General features: G+C 32.6%; 17 protein-coding genes. 16 read left to right on the forward strand and 1 reads right to left on the reverse strand.

The window, feature by feature from the left end; translation table 11 throughout:
• The 11 genes from N5B56_RS04600 to N5B56_RS04650 all read left to right on the forward strand — a co-directional run.
• A partial coding sequence (locus tag N5B56_RS04600) for a glycosyl hydrolase family 18 protein (protein ID WP_260978457.1) occupies positions 1 to 4,326 on the forward strand: 4,326 nt, incomplete at its 5' end.
• Positions 4,327 to 4,810: 484 nt separating this feature from the next.
• Complete coding sequence (locus N5B56_RS04605) at positions 4,811 to 4,984, forward strand: hypothetical protein (RefSeq protein ID WP_022088000.1); 174 nt, start codon at positions 4,811 to 4,813, stop codon at positions 4,982 to 4,984.
• 23 nt (positions 4,985 to 5,007) lie between these two features.
• The gene (locus N5B56_RS04610) at positions 5,008 to 5,823 is read left to right on the forward strand and encodes an ATPase, T2SS/T4P/T4SS family (protein WP_260978458.1); all 816 of its coding nucleotides are present in this window, start codon (positions 5,008 to 5,010) and stop codon (positions 5,821 to 5,823) included.
• Positions 5,824 to 6,024 carry a hypothetical protein gene (locus tag N5B56_RS04615; RefSeq protein WP_260978459.1) on the forward strand — a complete coding sequence of 67 codons (201 nt, stop codon included), beginning with the start codon at positions 5,824 to 5,826 and terminating at the stop codon, positions 6,022 to 6,024.
• A 7-nt stretch (positions 6,025 to 6,031) separates the two neighbouring features.
• On the forward strand, positions 6,032 to 7,336 hold the full coding sequence (locus tag N5B56_RS04620; RefSeq protein WP_022088002.1) for a hypothetical protein: 1,305 nt from the start codon (positions 6,032 to 6,034) through the stop codon (positions 7,334 to 7,336).
• Between the two features lie 230 nt (positions 7,337 to 7,566).
• Positions 7,567 to 7,707 carry a hypothetical protein gene (locus N5B56_RS04625; RefSeq protein ID WP_022088004.1) on the forward strand — a complete coding sequence of 47 codons (141 nt, stop codon included), beginning with the start codon at positions 7,567 to 7,569 and terminating at the stop codon, positions 7,705 to 7,707.
• Between the two features lie 3 nt (positions 7,708 to 7,710).
• Positions 7,711 to 8,115, forward strand: coding sequence for a hypothetical protein (locus tag N5B56_RS04630; protein WP_117910555.1), 405 nt, complete (start codon positions 7,711 to 7,713; stop codon positions 8,113 to 8,115).
• 62 nt (positions 8,116 to 8,177) lie between these two features.
• On the forward strand, positions 8,178 to 8,522 hold the full coding sequence (locus tag N5B56_RS04635) for a hypothetical protein (protein WP_260978460.1): 345 nt from the start codon (positions 8,178 to 8,180) through the stop codon (positions 8,520 to 8,522).
• Complete coding sequence (locus N5B56_RS04640; RefSeq protein ID WP_260978461.1) at positions 8,519 to 11,200, forward strand: hypothetical protein; 2,682 nt, start codon at positions 8,519 to 8,521, stop codon at positions 11,198 to 11,200. The genes N5B56_RS04635 and N5B56_RS04640 overlap by 4 nt, the downstream gene beginning before the upstream one ends.
• A gap of 69 nt (positions 11,201 to 11,269) precedes the next feature.
• Complete coding sequence (locus tag N5B56_RS04645; protein ID WP_260978462.1) at positions 11,270 to 11,635, forward strand: hypothetical protein; 366 nt, start codon at positions 11,270 to 11,272, stop codon at positions 11,633 to 11,635.
• Between the two features lie 127 nt (positions 11,636 to 11,762).
• The gene (locus tag N5B56_RS04650) at positions 11,763 to 12,626 is read left to right on the forward strand and encodes a DegV family protein (protein WP_260978463.1); all 864 of its coding nucleotides are present in this window, start codon (positions 11,763 to 11,765) and stop codon (positions 12,624 to 12,626) included.
• A 212-nt stretch (positions 12,627 to 12,838) separates the two neighbouring features.
• Here N5B56_RS04650 and N5B56_RS04655 read toward each other — a convergent pair whose 3' ends face one another.
• Complete coding sequence (locus N5B56_RS04655; protein WP_260978464.1) at positions 12,839 to 13,810, reverse strand: biotin--[acetyl-CoA-carboxylase] ligase; 972 nt, start codon at positions 13,808 to 13,810, stop codon at positions 12,839 to 12,841.
• Between the two features lie 314 nt (positions 13,811 to 14,124).
• Between N5B56_RS04655 and N5B56_RS04660 the strand changes: the two genes are divergently transcribed.
• From N5B56_RS04660 to N5B56_RS04680, 5 genes are all read left to right on the forward strand, one after another.
• Positions 14,125 to 17,073, forward strand: coding sequence for an insulinase family protein (locus N5B56_RS04660; RefSeq protein WP_260978465.1), 2,949 nt, complete (start codon positions 14,125 to 14,127; stop codon positions 17,071 to 17,073).
• 92 nt (positions 17,074 to 17,165) lie between these two features.
• Positions 17,166 to 18,074 carry a GTPase Era gene (gene era / locus N5B56_RS04665; RefSeq protein ID WP_260978466.1) on the forward strand — a complete coding sequence of 303 codons (909 nt, stop codon included), beginning with the start codon at positions 17,166 to 17,168 and terminating at the stop codon, positions 18,072 to 18,074.
• 129 nt (positions 18,075 to 18,203) lie between these two features.
• Positions 18,204 to 18,947: a DNA repair protein RecO gene (gene recO, locus N5B56_RS04670; RefSeq protein ID WP_118565168.1), complete on the forward strand. Its 744-nt coding sequence runs from the start codon at positions 18,204 to 18,206 to the stop codon at positions 18,945 to 18,947.
• 49 nt (positions 18,948 to 18,996) lie between these two features.
• The gene (locus tag N5B56_RS04675) at positions 18,997 to 19,632 is read left to right on the forward strand and encodes a hypothetical protein (protein WP_022088014.1); all 636 of its coding nucleotides are present in this window, start codon (positions 18,997 to 18,999) and stop codon (positions 19,630 to 19,632) included.
• Positions 19,633 to 19,714: 82 nt separating this feature from the next.
• Positions 19,715 to 21,112, forward strand: a complete 1,398-nt coding sequence (locus N5B56_RS04680; RefSeq protein ID WP_260978467.1) for a glycine--tRNA ligase — start codon at positions 19,715 to 19,717, stop codon at positions 21,110 to 21,112.
• Positions 21,113 to 21,358: the final 246 nt, after the last annotated feature.

Genomic DNA, 21,358 nt, shown 5'->3' on the forward strand with positions numbered 1-21,358 from the left:
GAATACCCAACAGCAGACAGAGATCCTGATCCTGAAGGAAACGGAGTGGCAATAGACAAGGGATGCAAAGGCTCAGCAGCAGACACAAAGAATTTCACATTACTGTTACAGGAAATCAGAAATTCATTGGACAGCTACGGAAAGACAGATGGAAAGCACTATGAATTATCAGTGGCAATGTCAGCATCACCAACAATGATGTCAGCAATCGAATATGACAAGGTGTTAAACATAGTAGATTTCGCAAACATGATGACATATGACTTAAACGGTGCATGGGGAGGATTCACGGCTCACCAGACAGCATTATACACAAACCCTGCATATGACGGAGGGGATGCATCACTTTCAGTAGATTCATGCATAAAATATCTTGAAAATAAATATGGAGATGACATAGATTACTCAAAGATAGTAGTGGGAGTGGCACCGTATACAAGAGGCTGGAAGGAAGTAAAGAAGGACACTGGAAGAGATCCAAAGAATCCGGGCTTATATGCAGACGCAACAGGAGAAAACGGAGTAACGTATGCATACGGAGACATAGATTCATTAATAAGCAAGTATAACCTTACAAAGTACTGGGATGATGTTGCAAAGGCAAACTACTTCTACAGTGAATCAACAGGAATGTTCTTCACATGTGACACGGAAGAATCAGTAGCAGAAAAAGGAAAATATGTAAGAGAGAAACATTTGGGCGGACTCATTTCATGGATGGCATCACTTGACAGCACAAACTCAATCACAAAGACAATGAAGGAATCACTTTATGGATCAGAAGCATTACCAAAGCAGAACATAATAATTCCTGGAAATGACGGTGTTGAAACAACAGTAACAGCATCAGGAGATACATACACAATAACAATAAAGAACACAAACGAAAAGGTAACAATGCCGGGCGGAGCAAAGGACATATCAGTAATGCCATGGGCAGAATACTTTGGAAAGACATTAAGTTATCCGTCAATAGCGATAGAGACACAAAATGGAGAGACATTATCAGGAGACTGGAGTGCAGGCGGAACAATTACAAGTGAAAACGGAAAGACAGTAGTGACACCACCGGAATGGAGCTCAAAGACATTGGAGCCCGGAGCATCATTAACATTTACATTAAAATCTGGAAAAGGAACAGCAAGTACAGGAAACATTAAAGGAATAGTATTAAGGCAGAGAGCTGTTTCAGGAGGAGAAATCCTTTCTACTAATTTAGTATATGGAAATGGTGGTTCAGAAGGAACAACAGTTCAGAATACAACAAAAGAACAGGATGTAACTACAACAAAGAAACAGGAGACAACAAAAGCTTCGGAAACAACAACTAAGAAACCAGAAACAACAAAGGCACCTGAGACAACAACTAAAGTAGCAGAGACAACAACAAAGGTACCGGAAACAACTTCATCTCATAAACCAATACAGGGATTGAATTCAAGATTATTAATAGGTTATTACCATACATGGGATAATTCAGGAAATCCTTTCATTAAGTTAAGAGATGTAGATAAGAACTGGGATGTAATAAATATATCATTTGCAGAACCTGTAAGTGCAGGAAGCACAGATGGAAAAATGAAATTCAATATTTCAGGACTTACAGCAGACTATACAAAGGCAGATTTCAAAAATGATGTGAAAGCATTACAGGCACAGGGTAAAAAGATTGTACTTTCAATAGGTGGATATGAGGGATATTTCTCATTGACATCACAGAGTGCAGTTAACCAGTTTGTAAGCGATATCAAATCAATTGTAGATGAATACGGATTTGATGGAATAGACATTGACCTTGAACAGTCATCAGTTCAGTTTGAAAGTGGAAAAGATACAGACATTAACAATCCAACATCACCAAAGATTGTTAACATGATTAATGCAATAAGAACAATTGTAAACAGTTATGGAGATGACTTCATTCTCTCATGGGCACCTGAAACATTCTACGTACAGTTAGGATATCAGTTCTATGGTGGAATAAATCAGTACTGTGATGCAAGAGCAGGTGTATATCTTCCAATGATAAATGCACTTAGAAATGAAACAACATATGTACATGTACAGCTTTACAATTCATCACCAATGATTGCAACAGATAATCAGTCATACAACATGGGAACAAAAGAAGGAATTGTTGCAATGTGCAACATGTTATTAAACGGTTTCTATGTAAATAACTATTATACAAAGTCACAGACAGCAGAAAAGTATTTTGCACCACTTAGACCTGATCAGGTAGTAATAGGTGTGCCTTCATCAGCAAGTGCTGCAGGAAGCGGACAGGTTTCAAATGAAACATTACAGAGTGCATTTACAGAATTAAACAATGCACATCCTGGATTAAGAGGAATTATGACATGGTCAATTAACTGGGATTCATCACAGAATAAGAACTTATTTGCACAGAGTAATGGTAGATTCCTTGATAGTCTTTCAGGAGAAGAAACAACAAAGACACCAGAGATAACAACAAAGGCACCAGAAACAACAAAGGTGGCAGAGATAACAACAAAGGCACCAGAAACAACAACAAAGGCACCAGAAACAACAACAAAGGCACCAGAAACAACAATTGATTCAGAATATCCACAGTGGAATAAAGATACAATTTACACAGGTGGAAACAGAGTTATATATAATGGAAAAGTATATCAGGCAAAATGGTGGACACTTGGAGAGAATCCGGAAACATGTGGTCAGTGGGGTGTTTGGAAATATGTTGGTGATGCAACAGTAACACAGCCAACAACAAAGGCGCCAGAGACAACAACAAAGACAGTTGAGACAACAACTAAACAGGAAATAGTTTTAGATAAACCATTTGGATTAGTAGTAACTTCAACAGCAAATAACTCAATTACAGTTGTATGGGGCAGAGGCACAATTGATTTATATAATGTTTACATTGATGGAAAATTAGTATCAAATGCAGTAGCATGTGGCTCATACACATATACAGGTTATACAGCTGGAAGACATACAGTTGCGGTAACAACAACTTATAATGGAAAAGAGTCAGAAAAGACAGAAACTGTAGTAGATGTAAAAGGTCAGACAGAGACAACAAAAGCACCTGAGACAGAAGCAACAACAGCTAAAAGTGAAGAAACAACTAAGGCTGCTTCAGGCTATCCTGAATGGGTAAATGGAAAAGTTTATGTAAAAGGTGATAAAGTGTCTTATAACGGAAATGTTTATGAAGCTCAGTGGTGGACAAATGGTGATAACCCTGAAACATGTGGCCAGTGGGGCGTTTGGAGATTGACAGACGGAACAACAACAAAACCGGCGGCAACAACAAAGCCTGTGGAAACAACAAAGACACCTGAAGTAACAACAAAAGCTCAGGAAGTAACAACATCAAAAGAAGAAGAAACAACTCAGGATAATAACTATACAGTTAACAAGAGTTTACCTGAACATATTGTTACAGGATATTGGCATAACTTTACAAATGGAGCTGCAAACTTAAAGTTAAGTGAAGTACCATCATACTATGATTTAATTTGTGTTTCATTTGCAGATTCAACATCAACACCTGGAGAAGTAACTTTTAGTGTAAATGGAGACTTAAGCAAGGCAGTTGGTGGATATACAGATGCACAGTTCATTCAGGATATTAAGACATTAAAGGAAAGAAATCAGCATGTAATTCTTTCTATTGGTGGTGCTGAAGGTACAATTTATATTACAAGTCAGGCAGCAGCAGATAATTTTGCAAACAGTTTAATTAAAGTAATTGAACAGTTTGGATTTGAAGGTGTAGACATTGACCTTGAAGGTGGAGCAGTAGCAGGAACGGAATATATTGCAGGAGCACTTAGAAAGGTTCATAACCATTTCGGCGACGAATTTATTATTACAATGGCACCTGAAACATATTATATGCAGAGTCCAACATCTAATTACTTTAAGTTAGCATTAGATATTAAAGATATTTTAACAGTAGTTAATATGCAGTATTACAATTCAGGTAGCATGGTTGGATACGGTGGAGGAGTTTATAGCTGTGGTTCAGTTGATTTCCTTACATCACTTGCAACATTGCTTATTGAAAACGGATTAAGACCAGATCAGGTCGGAATTGGTGTTCCATCATCAGCACCGGCTGCAGGAAGTGGTCTTGTATCTACAAATACATTAACATCAGCTCTTAATTGTTTAACAAAAGGAATGGCAAGTGGTGGAAGCTTTATGCCGCCTAAGACATATCCTTCATTAAGAGGTGTAATGACATGGTCAATTAACTGGGATGCATCTAATGGATACGCTTGGGGAAGCGCAATGGATAAGGCAATAGATACATTACCAAAAACAAAATAAAGGTATTAAATGTAGCTGGGGAGCTATAAAATATTGGGGTTTAAAGTAAGCCGTTTAAGTGAGAAATCACTTAGACGGCTTTTTCGATTTTTATGGCTGATTTCTTAATGCTAATTAAAAAAAGAAAATATTGTACAAATCATGCTTTAAAAAGAAACCAGATAATAGATTTAATATGCCGATTATAAAAAGTAATAATTTAAAATAATGTTTATATAGAAAATTTGAAAAATATATAAAATATAATTGACTACATAACTAAAATGTGATATTATTCTGAGTACCGAACAAATAACATAATATATGTATAATAACATGGCACACAATATGTATCAAAAATTGAACGATGAAAAGAGTGTTGAATAAATAATAATTAGTAGTTATAAGGCTTTTATCATCGCACTTAGAAAGAAACATAGCTGTGTAGTTCTTACCCGAAGCGTATAATATGTGATTATTTGGAATAAAGTATAGGAGGTAAATTATGGACATTTTTTTACAGGAACATGGTAAAACAATTTTCATTGCAGTATGCATTTTGCTGTTAGTGGGTGTTGCTTATGTTGTGGGACCGATTATATCAGATGCGATTAAGGGAATTGTAAACAGTTATGCAGGTTCTGTAACTTTTAACAGTGTAGCAGGAAAGATTAGTTAATTATAGGCGAAAGGGGAATACAGTTGAGAAAATTGTCATTGCCGGATAGGGCATTTGGAAAGTTATTACCATTTATTTATGACGATAACATTACGGACATCAATTATAGTCGTGAATTATGGGTGAATGATTTAAATAAGGGAAGGTATAAGATTGAGGGATTTACGTTAGATGAATTGTTTATACAACAGTTTTATACAAAAATAAGTAATTTAATGAATGTTCAATTTAACCAAAACAATCCATTATTAGAAGCGGAAACAGAAAATTTAAGAATTTCAATTTTGCATGATTCAGTTACAAATACAGGAATCAGTATAAGTATTAGAAAAACTCCTGCCGTAAGAAGAATAAGCAGGGAAAGTATTTTAGAAAGTGATTATTGTCCGGAAGTATTGGATATTTTTATGGAAAACGCCATCAAGGCACACTGCACTGTGATTGTTGGAGGGTTACCGGGAGTGGGTAAAACAGAATATGTAAAATATTTAACAAGTTATATTCCGGACTATGAAAGGGTGTATACAATTGAGGATAATCTTGAATTAAGATATTCGTCAATTAATCCGCAGAAAGATTGTGTGGAAATTAAGGTAAGTGATAATTTTGGATATGCTGATGCACTAAAGGCAAGTAAACGACAATTACCAACATGGGTTTTGCTTGCGGAGGCAAGAGGAGAGGAAGTTAAGTATCTTTTGGAAAATATTTCAGCAGGAGTACATTGTATAACGACAATTCACTTGGATGATGCAGGTAAAATACCCGATCGCTTAAGAAACATGGGACAGTCAGTTTATGAAAATGATGTTTATTCGTTTATTGATATTGGAATATAATTGCAGTCGGTAGTAAAACAGGGAGAGAAAATTTCGAGAAAAATAACACAAATTATTTGTTTGTCAAGATATGAGGATAGAAATGAAAAGACAATGATATATGAAGATGGAAGAATATTATGTAGAAAACTTCCACCTGAATTGATGAGAAAATTCAGAATGGCAGGTATTACAGATCCTTTTAAGAAAAGTGAAAATTAGGAGATAAATGAAAAAAGTAAAATATTTTAGAAAATACATATGTATTATAGCTATAGTTGTAGGAATAGCATTTGCGTATAAGTTAGAACTTCCAATAGTGATTGCTATAGGTGTAATAACAACGTTACTTATGCCTATGCTATATAAAGAAGAAAAAAAGAAAAGCTATTATAAGAAAAAATTTGAAGACTTAATAAGCTATATGGAGCAGATGTGCTATTCGTTTAAGAAAAGTGGAAAAATCAGACCATCTCTTATAGATGCACAAAAAATAAGTGATGGTGAGATGAAGGAAATAATTGAAGAAGTTATTGTAAATATTGATTCTAAAATGAATGAAGATATTTATGAGCAGGCACTTAAAATTCTCGAAGAAGAATATTATTGTAAAAGACTTATTTCACTTCATGAATTTATTATAAAAATAGAAAAACAAGGTGGAGAATTTGAAGAATATATAAATATTATTCTTAGCGATATAAAAGAGTGGAGTGATAGAACGGAACTTTTTAGAAGAGATATAGATAGGATAAGAAGAAACGTTCTTATATCAATTGGAGCTACACTATTAACATGTGGATTTATGGCTTATCTTATACCAAAAGAATATTCATTTACAGGAAATATAGTATATCAGATAAGTTCGATGATTATTATTTTGATAATGCTTGTCATTTATATTTTTGTTTATAAGAAACTAAATATTGACTGGTTGAAAGAGGAGAGTTTTCTTAATCCTGAAATGGTAGATAAGTATTATGACTTAATTATGAAAAGCCAGAATGAAAAAATAAAATTTATGGACAAGTTGTCAATTAATAAAGTCAAAAAGAGAATGAGACGGGAAATATCGAAAGTATTTCCTGATTGGTTAAGGCAGGTAGCGTTGAATTTGCAACAGCAGACAGTACAGTCTTCAATAGAAAATTCATATGATGATGCGCCATATATTTTAAAAAGACCAATACGACATTTATTAATTGATTTTGAAGAATATCCAATAGGGATAGAACCTTATGATAATTTTCTTCAAGAACTCGATATGCCTGAAATACAGTCATCATTAAAAATGTTTTATTGCATAAATGAGTTAAGTAAAGAAGAAACTTATAAGCAGACAAATGCAATTATAGATAGAAATAATAAGATGTTAAAGCAGGCGGAAGAAATGAAAAATAAAGACAGAATTGGATTAGCAGGGACTTTGTCAGCAGGACCAATGATGGTAGGAGTTGTAAAGATAATTATTGATATGGTGCTTATGATTTTAGTATTTACGTCCGCATTGGGAAATGTAATGAATGGAGGATGAAAATGAAATTATTATTATCTGAATTAGGTCAGACTTTGATTTATGGAATATTATTTTTATTCATTGTTGCGGGATTTTACCATATGTTACAGCAGGTTACATAGTTTTATGAGAGTAAAAATAATATGAAAATAAGTTTTTGATTTATAAAAATAGTAAAAGTCGAACCTTATATTATAAAAAGAACAAATGGAAGAATAGAGTAATTTGGGATAAAAGGAAGGTAGAGAATGGAGAATTTATTAGAAGAACATGGCGAGATAATTATAAGTGGAATTATTTCGGTAATATTAATAATTTTGTCTATTGCAATTATGTATACTGCAGCGGGAATGAATGTAGATTTTTTTACAAAACTGGTAGGAGGATAACGCATGGAAGTATTTTTAAGCGAACATGGACAAACTATTCAATATGCGGTAATTGGTGTAATTATTGTTGCACTTATTAGCATTATAACAAACACAAGTATTAAAAAAATAATGCCTGCATACAACTGTGAAGGAAGTAATACTAACAGAGAGTTTTCGGAAGAATACAAAAAGAAATGCCCTATTATTGTAGGTGACGATGTTATATATGTTACATATTTAGATAAAAGTTTTGATGTGACAAATCAAATTAGTGCAAGGGATTATGATGGAAAAGATATAACAGATAAATTGAAAATATATGGAGATGTAGATGTGTTTCACAGAGGTGTATATAACATTAAATGTATTGTAAGAGGTGAAAGTGGCATTAAAAGTATTAGGAATATGAATGTTGTAGTGGAATAAGCAATGGTAATACAGATTGGCCTGGAAATAAAAAGTCAATGTTAAATTAGAGGAGGGAAAAGATGAAACTGGCAATAGAAATGTTTTCTATAGTTATAGTAGTAACAATAGCCTGTATAGTTTTTTCGTCGTATATAAGCACGGAAAATCAAAATGTAAAAGCGAGAGATTTTTATAATGTAGCAGTTAATCGAATAGAGGATAGTAATTGTAATGCACAAGTTATTAAGCAATGCAAAGAAGAAGCCGGTGAAAAAGGATATATGTTGGTTACGGAAGATAATTCTTTATCAGAGAATGAACCGAGTTGTTATGTGAGCATGGAATATAATATAACGTTTCCAATTTATCAAATGTTTGGAGAAAACAAGAGTAAAAAAGTTGTGATAGAGGGGTATGCAAGATGATTGGAAAATGGAGTGGAGTAATAGGGAAAAATATTTTTAAAGTATGCGTTGTGCTTGCTTTTTGCTGTATGGTTCTTTTGCAAAACAATGTTTATGGCGCGACTACAGAAAATGGAAGTAAAAGTAACCCTTATCTTGTGCAAACAGAAAGTAAATTAAAAAATATATTTAGTAATAACAAAAAGACAAGTTTAGTATATATTGCGATAGTTGGTAATATAAAAATTAAAGATGGAATAAAAGTAACTCAAGGAAGATATATGCTTTATTCATCAGGTGGTGAAAGAACTATTAGTAGAAGTAAAGACATAGGCGATGATGTAAATAAATCAGATAAATATTGTTTTAAAATCTCAGATGGAGCGGAAGTTCATTTTGGCGATGGAATGGGTGGATATAAGTTATATCTTGATGGAAAAAAGAATCAAATTTCTTTTGCAACAAAAGGGTTTATAAAAGTTGATGACAGTTCAACAGGAACGATTGGAAATGCATGTGTAGTAAAAAATGTTACTAATTATAATGGCGAGACGGAAGCAGGAGCGGTTAGAAGCACAGGAACATTGAATGTATATGGAATTATTCATGACTGTGATGGAGTAAAAGGCGGAGGAATTACCATTAAAGGCGGAGTGTGCAATATATGGCCCGGAGCACAAATATATAAATGTTTTACTCTAAGTCAGGGTGGTGGAGTATATGTTGGAAATTATTCAGAATTAAGGATATATGATGGTGAAATTTTTGAAAATGAAGCATTAGAAGAAGGCGGAGGAATTTACATAGGTGGTTCTTCGCATTTATTAATGACTGCCGGAATAATACATAATAACAAATCAGGTGAGGAAGGTGGAGGCATATTTGGAACAGGATTAGGAACAATTGTAAATATAAATGATGGATGGATATATGGCAATGATGCCGGAGCCAGTGCCGGAGGCGTATTCTCAGGATATCAGGCAGGTCTTATTCTTGGGTCAGGCAGTACTGCACCGACAATTAGTGGAAACGAATCAAGAGGAAGTGGTGGTGGAGTAAGATGTAATGGTGGTGTAGGGTATGGACATGGAGGATGCACCGTTATATATAATGCAAGGATTATAGGAAATATATCCGGAAATTTAGGAGGCGGAATAGCTTGTGGAGAAGATTCTAAAATAACTATTGAATCTATAAATGTATTTAACAATTCAAGTTATGATAATGCAGGTGGAATATATATAGGTATGAATGTAGAGGATATAAACGGCGGAGCTGTAAAACTTTATAATAGTATAATAGGTGAAAATGGAACTGTTGATAAAGGTGGTGGAATATGCACGGATTCTTCTGTTTTGATGAGAAATACCTCAATAAATAACAATTCTTCACGAAACGGAGGAGGACTTTATATTGGCAATACAGCTACGGTTCATATGTGGATGGGAAGTTACATAAATAATAATTATGCATACAATAATGGCGGGGGTGTATATATAAGTGAAAAAGCTAACTTTTTACTGACGGACAATAACATATATCAAAATAATTGTGCTAAAAACGGAATGGGTGTGTATGTAAGAGGAAAGTTTCAAATGTTTAGTATAGCAAGTGTAGATGAAAGCAATGAAGTATATCTTACCAGACAGACATACATATCAATAATAGACAGATTGCTAAAGCCTAGCGGATATGTGGCAGTTATAAGGACAACATTAACTGACCCGGGAACAATAATTGCACAGGTTGAATATAGTACAGATGCACAGAAGGAATTATATTATATAGGCGATGCAGTTGCAGAATTAAATAACCAAAATTGTGTAAAAAAATTTTTGGTACGAAATATAAGTGGGAACAAAATTTTGCGACCTACGAAATTTGTTAAAGCTTATGTAGATAATGAAATAATAATAAGCGAAAAATATGACGTTACATTTAATAAAAATACTTCTGAACATGTTTCAGGAATGCCTGAAAATCAGATTAAATTTTGGCAGGAAGACATAATAATAAGTGGTGTTACAGTCAGAAGAAATGGATATCATACAGTAGAAAATAAACATTGGAATTTCCAAAGTGACGGCAATGGAGCAACTTTAAAACCTGGTGGAATATTATATGCAAATGGAGACAGGGTACTTTATGCCCAATGGGAAAAAGAAAAAGTTATAAATTTATTTATAAATGCTACTGACAGATATTACGTAGTTAATCAAAATATAAAATTAGATATGAACGAATTAGTAAAGAAAGTAACAGTTAATGATGATGCGTATTCAAGTACAAAATATCCTCTATATATACAAAAGATAACTGACGTAACTGGTAAAAACTATTATGAAAGAGGTAAGAATAAAGAATTTGAAGATATAAATAACTCAGATATCGTACTAACTGAGAAGTTTATAAATACAGAGTCTATTGCAGAATTTATAGTGACAGTTTGTTCAAATGCCGGAGATGATAGTTCTTATGCAGAAAAGAAATTTGGTGTGTATATTATAAATAATAATGAATATAATCATACGACTAGATTTATTTCAAAGGAATATATGGATACGTTAAATAAAAATTCTAAATGGAATCTTACATTAAAAAATAAACTGGAAGAAAGTCTTAATAAAAAGGAAGGACAGGGAATGAAAAAATATAAAATGTCAAAAGAAATGGTGAATGAAATTAAGAAAAACAGATGATGGCTAAATAATTACAGGAACCTTGGAGAGGGTATAAAAACTACTACTATAAAATTATGAGGAAAACAGATGAAGCAAATTTCAATAGTGATTGGATTAATTGTATCAGTTATGATTGTAAGTATGACTATTATGGCGTTGGAAGAAAAAAGTTCAAAAGAAACTGAGTTAAACAGAGCAGTAGCAACAGCTGTAAAACAGACAGTAAAAGCAAGTTGTGGTAAGAATAAAGAAATTAACAGTAATGATGATATGATAAATTTTTGTATGAATAATATTGCATATAATGTCAGTGGCACATCAGATTATGAAATAGAAGTCATGTCTGTTGATTACAAAGAAGGAATGTTGGATATAATAGTTACAGAAAAATATACAAATGTAGTGGGAAAAGAAAAAAATATTACTATAAGAAAAGCTGCAATTTATGGATAAAATAAGTTGCAATAAAAGAGATAATAAACATTTTCCTTTTCAGAGTTGTAGAAATAGAAATGTTACAATGATATGATAATAACGAAAATAAATGACATTTTGTTAGGTTGAAAGGAATGTAGATAATATGAGAGATTATGTTATTGTAACAGATTCAGCAAGTGATTTGCCACAAGAAATCTTACAGGAATATGATATTCCTTGCCTCCCTTTATATTATAGTATAGACGGAGTGATATACGGAGATGAAAAAAATATTGAACCGCATGAATTTTTTGAGCTTATGAGAAAAGGTGCGATGCCTACAACGATGGGATGCAATCCGGAATATGCAACAGAGATGTTTAGAAGTATTTTGAATCAGGGAAAAGACATATTGCACATTGCATTTTCATCTGCATTAAGTGTTAGTTATAATTCAGCACGAATTGCAGCAGAGGACTTAAAAGAAGAATTTCCGGATAGTAATATTGTTGTTATTGATTCAAAGGCTGCATCTTTAGGTCAGGGGCTTTTAGTATATAAAGCAGCAAATATGAAAAAAGAAGGTAAAAGTTTAGAAGAAGTAAAGACCTGGATTGAAGAAAATTTAAATCATATGTGCCATTACTTTACTGTAGATGATTTATTCCATTTACATAGAGGTGGAAGAGTATCAAAAACAACTGCAGTTGTAGGAACTTTAATACATGTAAAACCTGTACTTCATGTAACAAATGAAGGAGAATTAAAACCATTCCAGAATGTTCGTGGAAGAAAGAAAGCATTACAGAGTCTGGTTGATTCCATGAAAAAAGAAGGCGCAGGTTATGAAAATAAAGTAGCCTTTATTGTACATGGTGATTGTATAGAAGATGCCAATAAAGTAGCTGATAAAATAAAAGAAGAATGTGGAGTAGAAAAAGTAATCATAGGAATGCTAAGTCCTACGATTGGAACTCATGCAGGACCAGGAACAGTTGGTTTGTTCTTTATAGGAGAAAATAAATAAAAAATTTATTAATTGAAGTGATACCAAGATAAATACAGAGATGAAAATTACAAAAAGAATCTGTACCAGATTTTATGACTTTGGTATTGCATATATATTGTATACTATACACTAACAGCCAGACTTTTTGGAAGTCTGGCTGTTAGTGTATAATTAACAAATCTAAAATTAATATATATCTTATAAATTAGATAGTTTTGATATGTGTGAAATTAATCCAATTTTATACTTACTTCTCCGGATGAAAGCAGTTTTTCAGTTCCGTCTTCAAATCTGACAAGAAGATGACATTCATCGTCAATTGAAATTGCCTTGGCAGTCTTGTTACCATCTTTGTCAATAACAGTAATATTTTTTCCTAATAATATAGAGCGGTCAATGTATTCTTTAAGGTAACTCTTAGATTCAAATGAATTATAAAAGTCCATAAAGTAATTTAAGACATGAGCTAATAATTTGCTACGCTTGTTAATGGAATCGCTTTCTTTGTCAAATATAGCCGTAGCAATTTTGTCGATTTCTTCAGGAAATCCACCTTCAGGAAAACAAACATTAATACCGATTCCGACAATTGCGTAGTTAAGTTTGCCTGTTTCCATATTAAAAGTAGCTTCAGTTAATATTCCACATACTTTTTTGTTATCTACAAAAACATCGTTGACCCATTTTATTTTTGCCTTTTTATCGGAAACATCTTCAATTGCCTTAGCAACTGCAACTGCTGCGCTTGTAGTTAAAAAAAGTGAATCACTGGCAGGAATATCAGGACGAAGTAGTATACTAAAATAAATTCCTGTATCGGCAGGTGAAACAAATTTTCTTCCCATACGACCACGACCTAAAGTCTGCTCACTGGCTACAAGAACAGTCCCTTCTGTTGCTCCATCTTCAGCCATTTCTTTTAAAACAGTATTAGTTGAAGAAATTGTGTCATACACGTGGATATCTAAAGGATATTTTAAGAATTCACCAATACTGTGCTTACTTAAAATATCATTTGATTGTTCAAGACAATAACCTTTATTTGTAGTAGCTGAAATCTTGTACCCTTCATTTTCTAAAGATTTGATTGCCTTCCAAATAGAATTTCTACTAACATTTAATTCTTTTGCAAGAGTAGCTCCTGAAAAATAACTTCCTTTATTTGCTTCAAGCATATGTAAAACTTCATCTTTAACGCTCATAATATTCCTCCTAATGCTTCTATAAGTATAACAAATATGAATAAAATATCAAATGAGGTCCGAAATAAAACAAAAATTAAAATCAGATAAAATGATTTATTGTTAATGAAGAAAAAATTTAAATGTGTTAGAATATAGAACGAGTATATCAGTTGAATAGATTTTTAGTTGAAGTTGATAATATATTAAGATAATAAGGTGAATAGTATAAAATGATGACAGATTTACGTTGGAGCGAATAGCGAGTGATAATTCATAAGATATTTTTGACCGAACATCTTAAAAAAGAAAAATATTATGGAAAGGAAAAATTAATGGCAGTAAAAGATATCAAAGAATATGAAATTATAAAACAATATTATATGGAAGACTTGAATTCACAGGCTTATTTATTAAAGCACAAAAAGACAGGAGCAAGAATTGCATTATTATCAAATGATGACAATAATAAAGTTTTTAATATTGGTTTTAGAACACCGGTAAATGATGATACAGGAGTACCGCATATAATTGAACATACAGTTCTTTGTGGCTCAGATAAATTCCCGGTGAAAGACCCATTTATCGAACTCGTAAAGGGGTCACTTAATACATTTTTAAATGCAATGACATATCCGGACAAGACTGTGTATCCGCTTGCAAGTTGTAATGAAAAAGATTTTCAAAATATAATGGATGTTTATTTGGATGCAGTATTTAATCCACAAATATATAATCATCAGGAGATTTTTAAGCAGGAAGGATGGCATTACGAGTTAGAATCACCGGAAGATGAGTTGAAAATAAATGGTGTAGTTTATAACGAAATGAAGGGAGCATTTTCATCAGTAGCAGGAGTTCTTGACAGACAGGTATTACATTCACTTTTTCCGGATACAACATACGGCTTTGAGTCAGGTGGGGATCCGGTATCAATACCTGATTTAACTTATGAAGAATATTTGGATTTTCATAGAAAATATTATCATCCGTCAAATAGCTTTATATATTTGTACGGAGATATGGATATGGAAGAAAAACTCCGTTTTATAGATAAGGAATATTTGAGCAAATATGATACATTAGAAATAGATTCTGAAATAAAAATGCAGAAACCATTTGATAAACCGGCAGAGGTTGAAAGTTACTACCCTATATCAGATGGTGAATCAGAAGAAGACAATACTATTTTGTCATGGAATGTAGTTTTAGACACAACACTTAATAAAGAAGAAGTGTTGGCGTTCCAGGTACTTGATTATGTACTTATGACAATGCCGGGTGCAGTTTTAAAACAAAAGATTATAGATGCAGGCATAGGAAAGAACGTAGAAAGCACATATGAGTCAGGAATTTTACAACCATATTGGTCTATAGTAGCTAAATATGCAAATTATGAAGATAAGGATAAATTCAAGTCGATAATAAAAAGTGGATTAGAAGAAATAGTACAAAATGGTATCGAAAAAGAAAGCCTTATTGCTACAATTAATAATTTGGAATTTAAATATCGTGAAAGTGATTTTGGACGTTGGCCAAGAGGATTAATGATTGGCCTTCAGATGTATGAAAGCTGGATTTACGATGAAAATCAGCCATTTATATATGTAGAATGCAATGAAACATATGCATTTTTAAAGAAAATGGTTGAAACAGATTACTTTGAAAATTTAATTGAAAAGTATGTTCTAAACAGCAAAATTGAATCAACAGTAGTGCTTAAGCCTAAGAAGGGTCTTGTAGCAGAAACTGAAAAAGAATTAGCTGATAAGTTAGCTGCAAAAAAGGCAACTCTTTCAAAGAGTGAAATTGATAAGTTAGTTGCAGATACAAAGGCATTAAAGAAGTATCAGGAAGAACCATCGCCGGAAGAAGACCTAAAGAAAATACCGATGTTGGAAATAAGTGATATTGACCCTGAACCAAGACCTATAAAGTCTCAGATAAGAGAAATTAATGGAATACCTACGGTTTATTATGACTGTTTTACTAACGGAATAGGTTATGCAATATTGTCATTTGACTGTAAAAATATACCTACGGAACTTTTACCATACATTGGTTTACTGAAAAATACTGCCGGATATATGAATACGGAAAACTATAATTACACTCAGCTTGCAAATGAAATAAATAAAAATATTGGTGGAATATATGTTGATGCAACATTATATCCGGATGCAATTGAAAAGAATAAGTTCGAGCATCGAGTTGAAGTTAATTTTAAGTCGATGATAAGTAGAATGGACAAGGCATTTGAAATTGCAAAAGAGGTTATGCTTACTACAAAATTTGATGACTATAAGAGATTAAAAGAAATTATCGATGAAATAAAAGCAAGACTTCAGAACACACTTATGGAAAGTGGAGATTCTGCTGCAGCACTTAGAGCAGGCTCATATTTCTCAGAGACGATGTATAGAAGGGAAAATTATGCAGGAATTACATTTTACAAATTTATTGAAGATATAGCCAATAATTTTGAAAATGTAAAAGAGGAAGTGGCTACAAAATTAAAATTGCTTACAGAGTATGTTTTTAGAAAAGAAAATCTTGTTATCAGTTATGTATGTAAGGATGATGAATATGACAGCTTACCGGGATTAGTGGAAGATATGACAGATTCATTATATGACAAAGAACCTGACAGTAGTATATTGAGTAGCGATAAAGTGGAAAAATTTGCAAAGAATGTATTAAATGAAGGATTTAAAACATCAAGTCAGGTGCAATATGTAGTAAGAGCAGGACAATTTGATACAGACAAATATCCATATACAGGAACTTTATCAGTACTTAAAACTATTTTAGTTTATGAATATTTGTGGAATAACGTAAGAGTAAAAGGTGGCGCATATGGCTGTAGCAACTTCTTTACAAAACAGGGTGTTGCAATGTTTACATCTTACAGAGACCCTAAATTAAAAGAAACAAATGAAATCTATGAAAATGTTGTGGATTACATCAATAATTTTAATGCCGGTGACAGAGATATGCGCAAATTTATTATCGGAACTATAAGTGAATACGACCAGCCACGCACACCGTGTAGCGAAGGTGGAAGATTGTTAACATTGTATTTTAACCATAATACTTTTGAAAATCTTAAAAAAGAAAGAAGTCAGGTGTTAAGTACTACAACAAATGCAATCAGAAACTGTGGAAGCCTTGTTGCAGATGCACTTAAAGAATATTATGTTTGCGTTATTGGAAACGAAGGAAGAATAGAAGAAAACAAAGATATGTTTAAAAATATCTACAATTTATTTGAAAATAAAAATTAAAAAATAAATATAAATATAAATGAAAAATAAATGCAAATCAGATGATAGAATGTAAATAAAGTATAAAACAAAAGTTTGGAAATGGAGAACAAATGGAAAATAAAGAGTACAAATCAGGATTTGTTGCATTAATAGGAAGACCAAATGTTGGAAAATCTACATTAATGAATAAAATAATCGGACAGAAAATTGCTATTACATCAAATAAGCCGCAGACAACGAGAAATAAGATTCAGACAGTATATACATGTGATGAAGGACAAATTATATTTCTTGATACACCGGGTATTCATAAGGCAAAAAATAAATTAGGTGAATATATGGTAAATGTGGCTGAAAAAACATTAAAAGAAGTAGATGTTATTTTGTGGCTTGTTGAACCTAGTACATTTATCGGGGCAGGTGAACAGCATATTGCCGAGCAGCTTAAAGACATAAATGTACCTGTAATTCTTGTAATTAATAAAATAGATACTGTTAAAAAAGAAGAAATTTTGGTATTTATTGATGCGTACAGAAAAATTCTTGATTTTGCAGAAATAATTCCTGCATCAGCATTGAGAGATAAAAATGCTGATGAAATAGTAGAATCTATTTTTAAATATCTGCCACAGGGACCTCAGTATTATGATGAAGACACAGTAACTGACCAGCCAATGCGTCAGATTGTGGCTGAAATTATAAGAGAAAAGGCATTGCATGCTCTAAATGAAGAAATTCCGCATGGAATAGCTGTTACAATTGAAAAAATGAAAGAAAGAAAAAACGGCAAAATTACTGATATAGAAGCAACAATTATATGCGAAAGAGATTCTCATAAAGGCATAATTATCGGAAAACAGGGTAGTATGCTTAAAAAGATTGGAAGCAATGCAAGATATGAAATAGAACAAATGCTTGAAATGAAAGTTAATCTTCAGTTATGGGTAAAAGTTAGAAAAGAATGGAGAGACAGCGATTTGTTATTGAAGAATTACGGATATAATGAAAAGCAGCAGTAAAATACAATTTTTAAAAATATAAGAAATTTTTTTAATGTAAGAAATTTCTGCTATTAAAGCCGTGTCTATGCGGCTTTTAGCATTTATTAAATATTTAGTGATTTGAGTTAAGAAAGGAGAGGCACGATTATGGTTGAAACAGTAACAGCTATGGGAATTGTAATATCAGCAATGCCGATGGGTGAATATGATAAAAGAGTTGTGCTTCTTACAAAACAATTTGGAAAGATAACGGCTTTTGCAAGAGGGGCAAGACGACCTACAAGCCAGTTCCTTTCGGGAACGCAGCCTATGAGCTTTGGCGAATTTACCATGTATCGTGGAAGAAATTCATACACTATAACAAATGTAAAAGTGACAGAATATTTTGGCGGTGAAATGACCAACATTAATAAAATGTATATGGGAATGTATTTTCTTGAAATGGCGGACTACTATGGAAGGGAAAATATAGATGGAACAGAGACGTTAAAATTAATCTATCTTTCGCTTAAAGCACTGCAAAATGATTCTATTCCTGACAAATTGGTAAAAAATATATATGAACTTAAATCGCTTGTGATAAACGGGGAATATCCAAATGTGTTTACCTGTGTAAATTGTGGCAATAATAGTGAACTGGATTATTTTGATTTGAGAAAGAATGGCATGATTTGTTCTAAATGTCATGGAAATTTGTCAAAAGATAAATTAGTATCGCAATCGGCAGTGTATGCGCTTCAATACATAATTTCATCGCCACTTAACAAATTATATACATTTAATGTAAAAGATGAGGTGTGGCAGGAAATAAATGGAATTATAGAAAGTTATTTGAAAGAACACATAGAAAAACAATTCAAAACTCTGGAATTTCTGGAAATTAGTTATTGAAAATAATGAGTATACAATGTAAAATTAGGTATTGCGAGGAGGAGCGGATATGCTTAAGAAAAAAATTATATCATTGCTTATGGTTATGACAATAGCTCTTACATTTGTCGGGTGTGACAATAAAGTTGGAGATATTGCTTTAGAAAAAGGCCAGACAGCAATTCATATTTCAAAAGATGGTAAAGTACAGTACGGAGTAGCAGAGTCATTCGATAAAGATTATTATGACAAGAAGGAACTTAAGAGTACTGTTGAAAATGAAGTCGATGAGTTTAATTCAGATAGTGATGCATCAGGAAAAGATGCACTTTCTTTAAAGTCAATGGATGTAAAGAAAGATGTTGCGACTATGATTATGGAATTTGCATCAACTACAGACTTTGGAACATATATTTTAAAATATAACAATCCTGATAAAGGAACTTTCTATATAGGTGACATAAGTGACAATGAAGATTGTGAAATTAAGGGGAAATTTTATGCCCCTGACAATAAGAAAAAATCAGTGTCAGAAGACAAGATTAGTGATTTAGATGATAATATTTTGATTGTTAATGAACAGATGAAAGTCCAGATTGAAGGAACAGTAAAGTATGTGAGCGAAAACTGTAAAATCAGTGATGGCGTGGTAGAAACAGCGAAAACTGATGACGGAATAAGCTATATTGTATATACATTAAAATAATAATGATAATAAAAAGATGCCCTATGGATTGCTTAGTATTTCCTAACGTGGCATCATAAAAAATAAAAGGTGGAGAAGTATCATGGAAAAGACAATGGAAAAAATCGTTGCAGTTGCAAAAAGCAGAGGATTTGTATATCCGGGTTCAGAAATTTATGGTGGACTTGCGAATACATGGGATTATGGTAACCTTGGTGTAGAATTAAAGAATAATGTTAAAAAAGCATGGTGGAAGAAATTTATTCAGGAAAACCCATATAATGTAGGTGTTGACTGTGCTATTTTAATGAACCCTCAGACTTGGGTTGCATCAGGACATCTTGGTGGATTCTCAGACCCTCTTATGGATTGTAAAGAATGTCATGAAAGATTTAGAGCAGATAAACTTATTGAAGATTATATGGAAGAAAATGGAATTACAATAGAAGGTTCTGTTGATGCATGGTCACATGAAGAAATGGCTAACTACATAGAAGAAAAGAACATTGCATGTCCAACATGTGGTAAGCACAATTTTACAGAAATTCGTGAATTTAATCTTATGTTTAAGACATTCCAGGGTGTAACTGAAGATGCTAAAAATAAAGTATATTTAAGACCTGAAACTGCACAGGGTATTTTTGTAAACTTTAAGAATGTACAGAGAACTTCAAGAAAGAAGATTCCATTTGGTATCGGTCAGGTTGGTAAATCATTTAGAAATGAAATTACACCTGGTAACTTCACATTCAGAACAAGAGAATTTGAACAGATGGAACTTGAATTCTTCTGCGAACCGGGAACAGACTTAGAATGGTTCCAGTATTGGAGAGGATTCTGCCGTGACTGGTTATTAAGTCTTGGAATTAAAGAAGATGAAATTAGATTAAGAGATCATTCACCTGAAGAATTATGTTTCTACTCAAAGGGAACAACAGATATTGAATTCTTATTCCCGTTTGGATGGGGCGAACTTTGGGGAATCGCTGATAGAACTGATTACGATTTAACTCAGCATCAGGAATTATCAAAGCAGGATTTATCATATTTTGATGATGAAAAGAAAGAAAGATATGTTCCATATGTTATTGAACCATCACTTGGTGCTGACAGAGTAACACTTGCATTCCTTTGTGCAGCGTATGATGAAGAAAATATCGGAACAGAAGAAAAACCGGATATGAGAACAGTTATGCATTTCCATCCGGCTATCGCACCTGTTAAGATCGGTGTACTTCCATTATCAAAGAAGTTAAATGAAGGTGCAGAAAAGGTATTTGCAGAACTTAGCAAATTATATAACTGTGAATATGACGACAGAGGAGCAATAGGTAAGAGATATCGTCGTCAGGATGAAATCGGAACACCTTGGTGTGTTACTTATGATTTTGATTCAGAAGAAGATGGAGCAGTTACAGTTCGTGACCGTGACACTATGAAACAGGAAAGAATCAAGATTGAAGATTTAAAAGCATACTTTGAAGAAAAGATGGCATTTTAATTGGAATTGTCAGCATATAACATGCAAAAGTATGTAAGACATATTTAAAAACAATTATCCTTAATGGATATAAAATATGATTTTAAATAATAACAGAGTTGAAATTCATATTGGATTTTAGCTCTGTTATTTTTTATTCTTTGCTAAAAAGTGAAAACTTAACTTATAATTAAAAAATAAATGCAATAAAAAATATGACCTCTTCGTTTAATAAGTATAAGACAATAAAGAAAACAAAGATTTTTA

It is taken from the genome of Eubacterium album, from assembly GCF_025336545.1.
Classification (GTDB): domain Bacteria; phylum Bacillota; class Clostridia; order Lachnospirales; family Lachnospiraceae; genus Eubacterium_U; species Eubacterium_U album.

What these genes read in the sequence shown, in the direction of transcription:
- N5B56_RS04605 (WP_022088000.1), top strand. Translation starts at nt 4,811, where the DNA reads ATGGACATTTTTTTACAGGAACATGGTAAAACAATTTTCATTGCAGTA.
- N5B56_RS04620 (WP_022088002.1), top strand. Translation starts at nt 6,032, where the DNA reads ATGAAAAAAGTAAAATATTTTAGAAAATACATATGTATTATAGCTATA.
- N5B56_RS04625 (WP_022088004.1), top strand. Translation starts at nt 7,567, where the DNA reads ATGGAGAATTTATTAGAAGAACATGGCGAGATAATTATAAGTGGAATT.
- N5B56_RS04630 (WP_117910555.1), top strand. Translation starts at nt 7,711, where the DNA reads ATGGAAGTATTTTTAAGCGAACATGGACAAACTATTCAATATGCGGTA.
- N5B56_RS04635 (WP_260978460.1), top strand. Translation starts at nt 8,178, where the DNA reads ATGAAACTGGCAATAGAAATGTTTTCTATAGTTATAGTAGTAACAATA.
- N5B56_RS04640 (WP_260978461.1), top strand. Translation starts at nt 8,519, where the DNA reads ATGATTGGAAAATGGAGTGGAGTAATAGGGAAAAATATTTTTAAAGTA.
- N5B56_RS04645 (WP_260978462.1), top strand. Translation starts at nt 11,270, where the DNA reads ATGAAGCAAATTTCAATAGTGATTGGATTAATTGTATCAGTTATGATT.
- N5B56_RS04650 (WP_260978463.1), top strand. Translation starts at nt 11,763, where the DNA reads ATGAGAGATTATGTTATTGTAACAGATTCAGCAAGTGATTTGCCACAA.
- N5B56_RS04655 (WP_260978464.1), bottom strand. Translation starts at nt 13,810, where the DNA reads ATGAGCGTTAAAGATGAAGTTTTACATATGCTTGAAGCAAATAAAGGA.
- N5B56_RS04660 (WP_260978465.1), top strand. Translation starts at nt 14,125, where the DNA reads ATGGCAGTAAAAGATATCAAAGAATATGAAATTATAAAACAATATTAT.
- era (WP_260978466.1), top strand. Translation starts at nt 17,166, where the DNA reads ATGGAAAATAAAGAGTACAAATCAGGATTTGTTGCATTAATAGGAAGA.
- recO (WP_118565168.1), top strand. Translation starts at nt 18,204, where the DNA reads ATGGTTGAAACAGTAACAGCTATGGGAATTGTAATATCAGCAATGCCG.
- N5B56_RS04675 (WP_022088014.1), top strand. Translation starts at nt 18,997, where the DNA reads ATGCTTAAGAAAAAAATTATATCATTGCTTATGGTTATGACAATAGCT.
- N5B56_RS04680 (WP_260978467.1), top strand. Translation starts at nt 19,715, where the DNA reads ATGGAAAAGACAATGGAAAAAATCGTTGCAGTTGCAAAAAGCAGAGGA.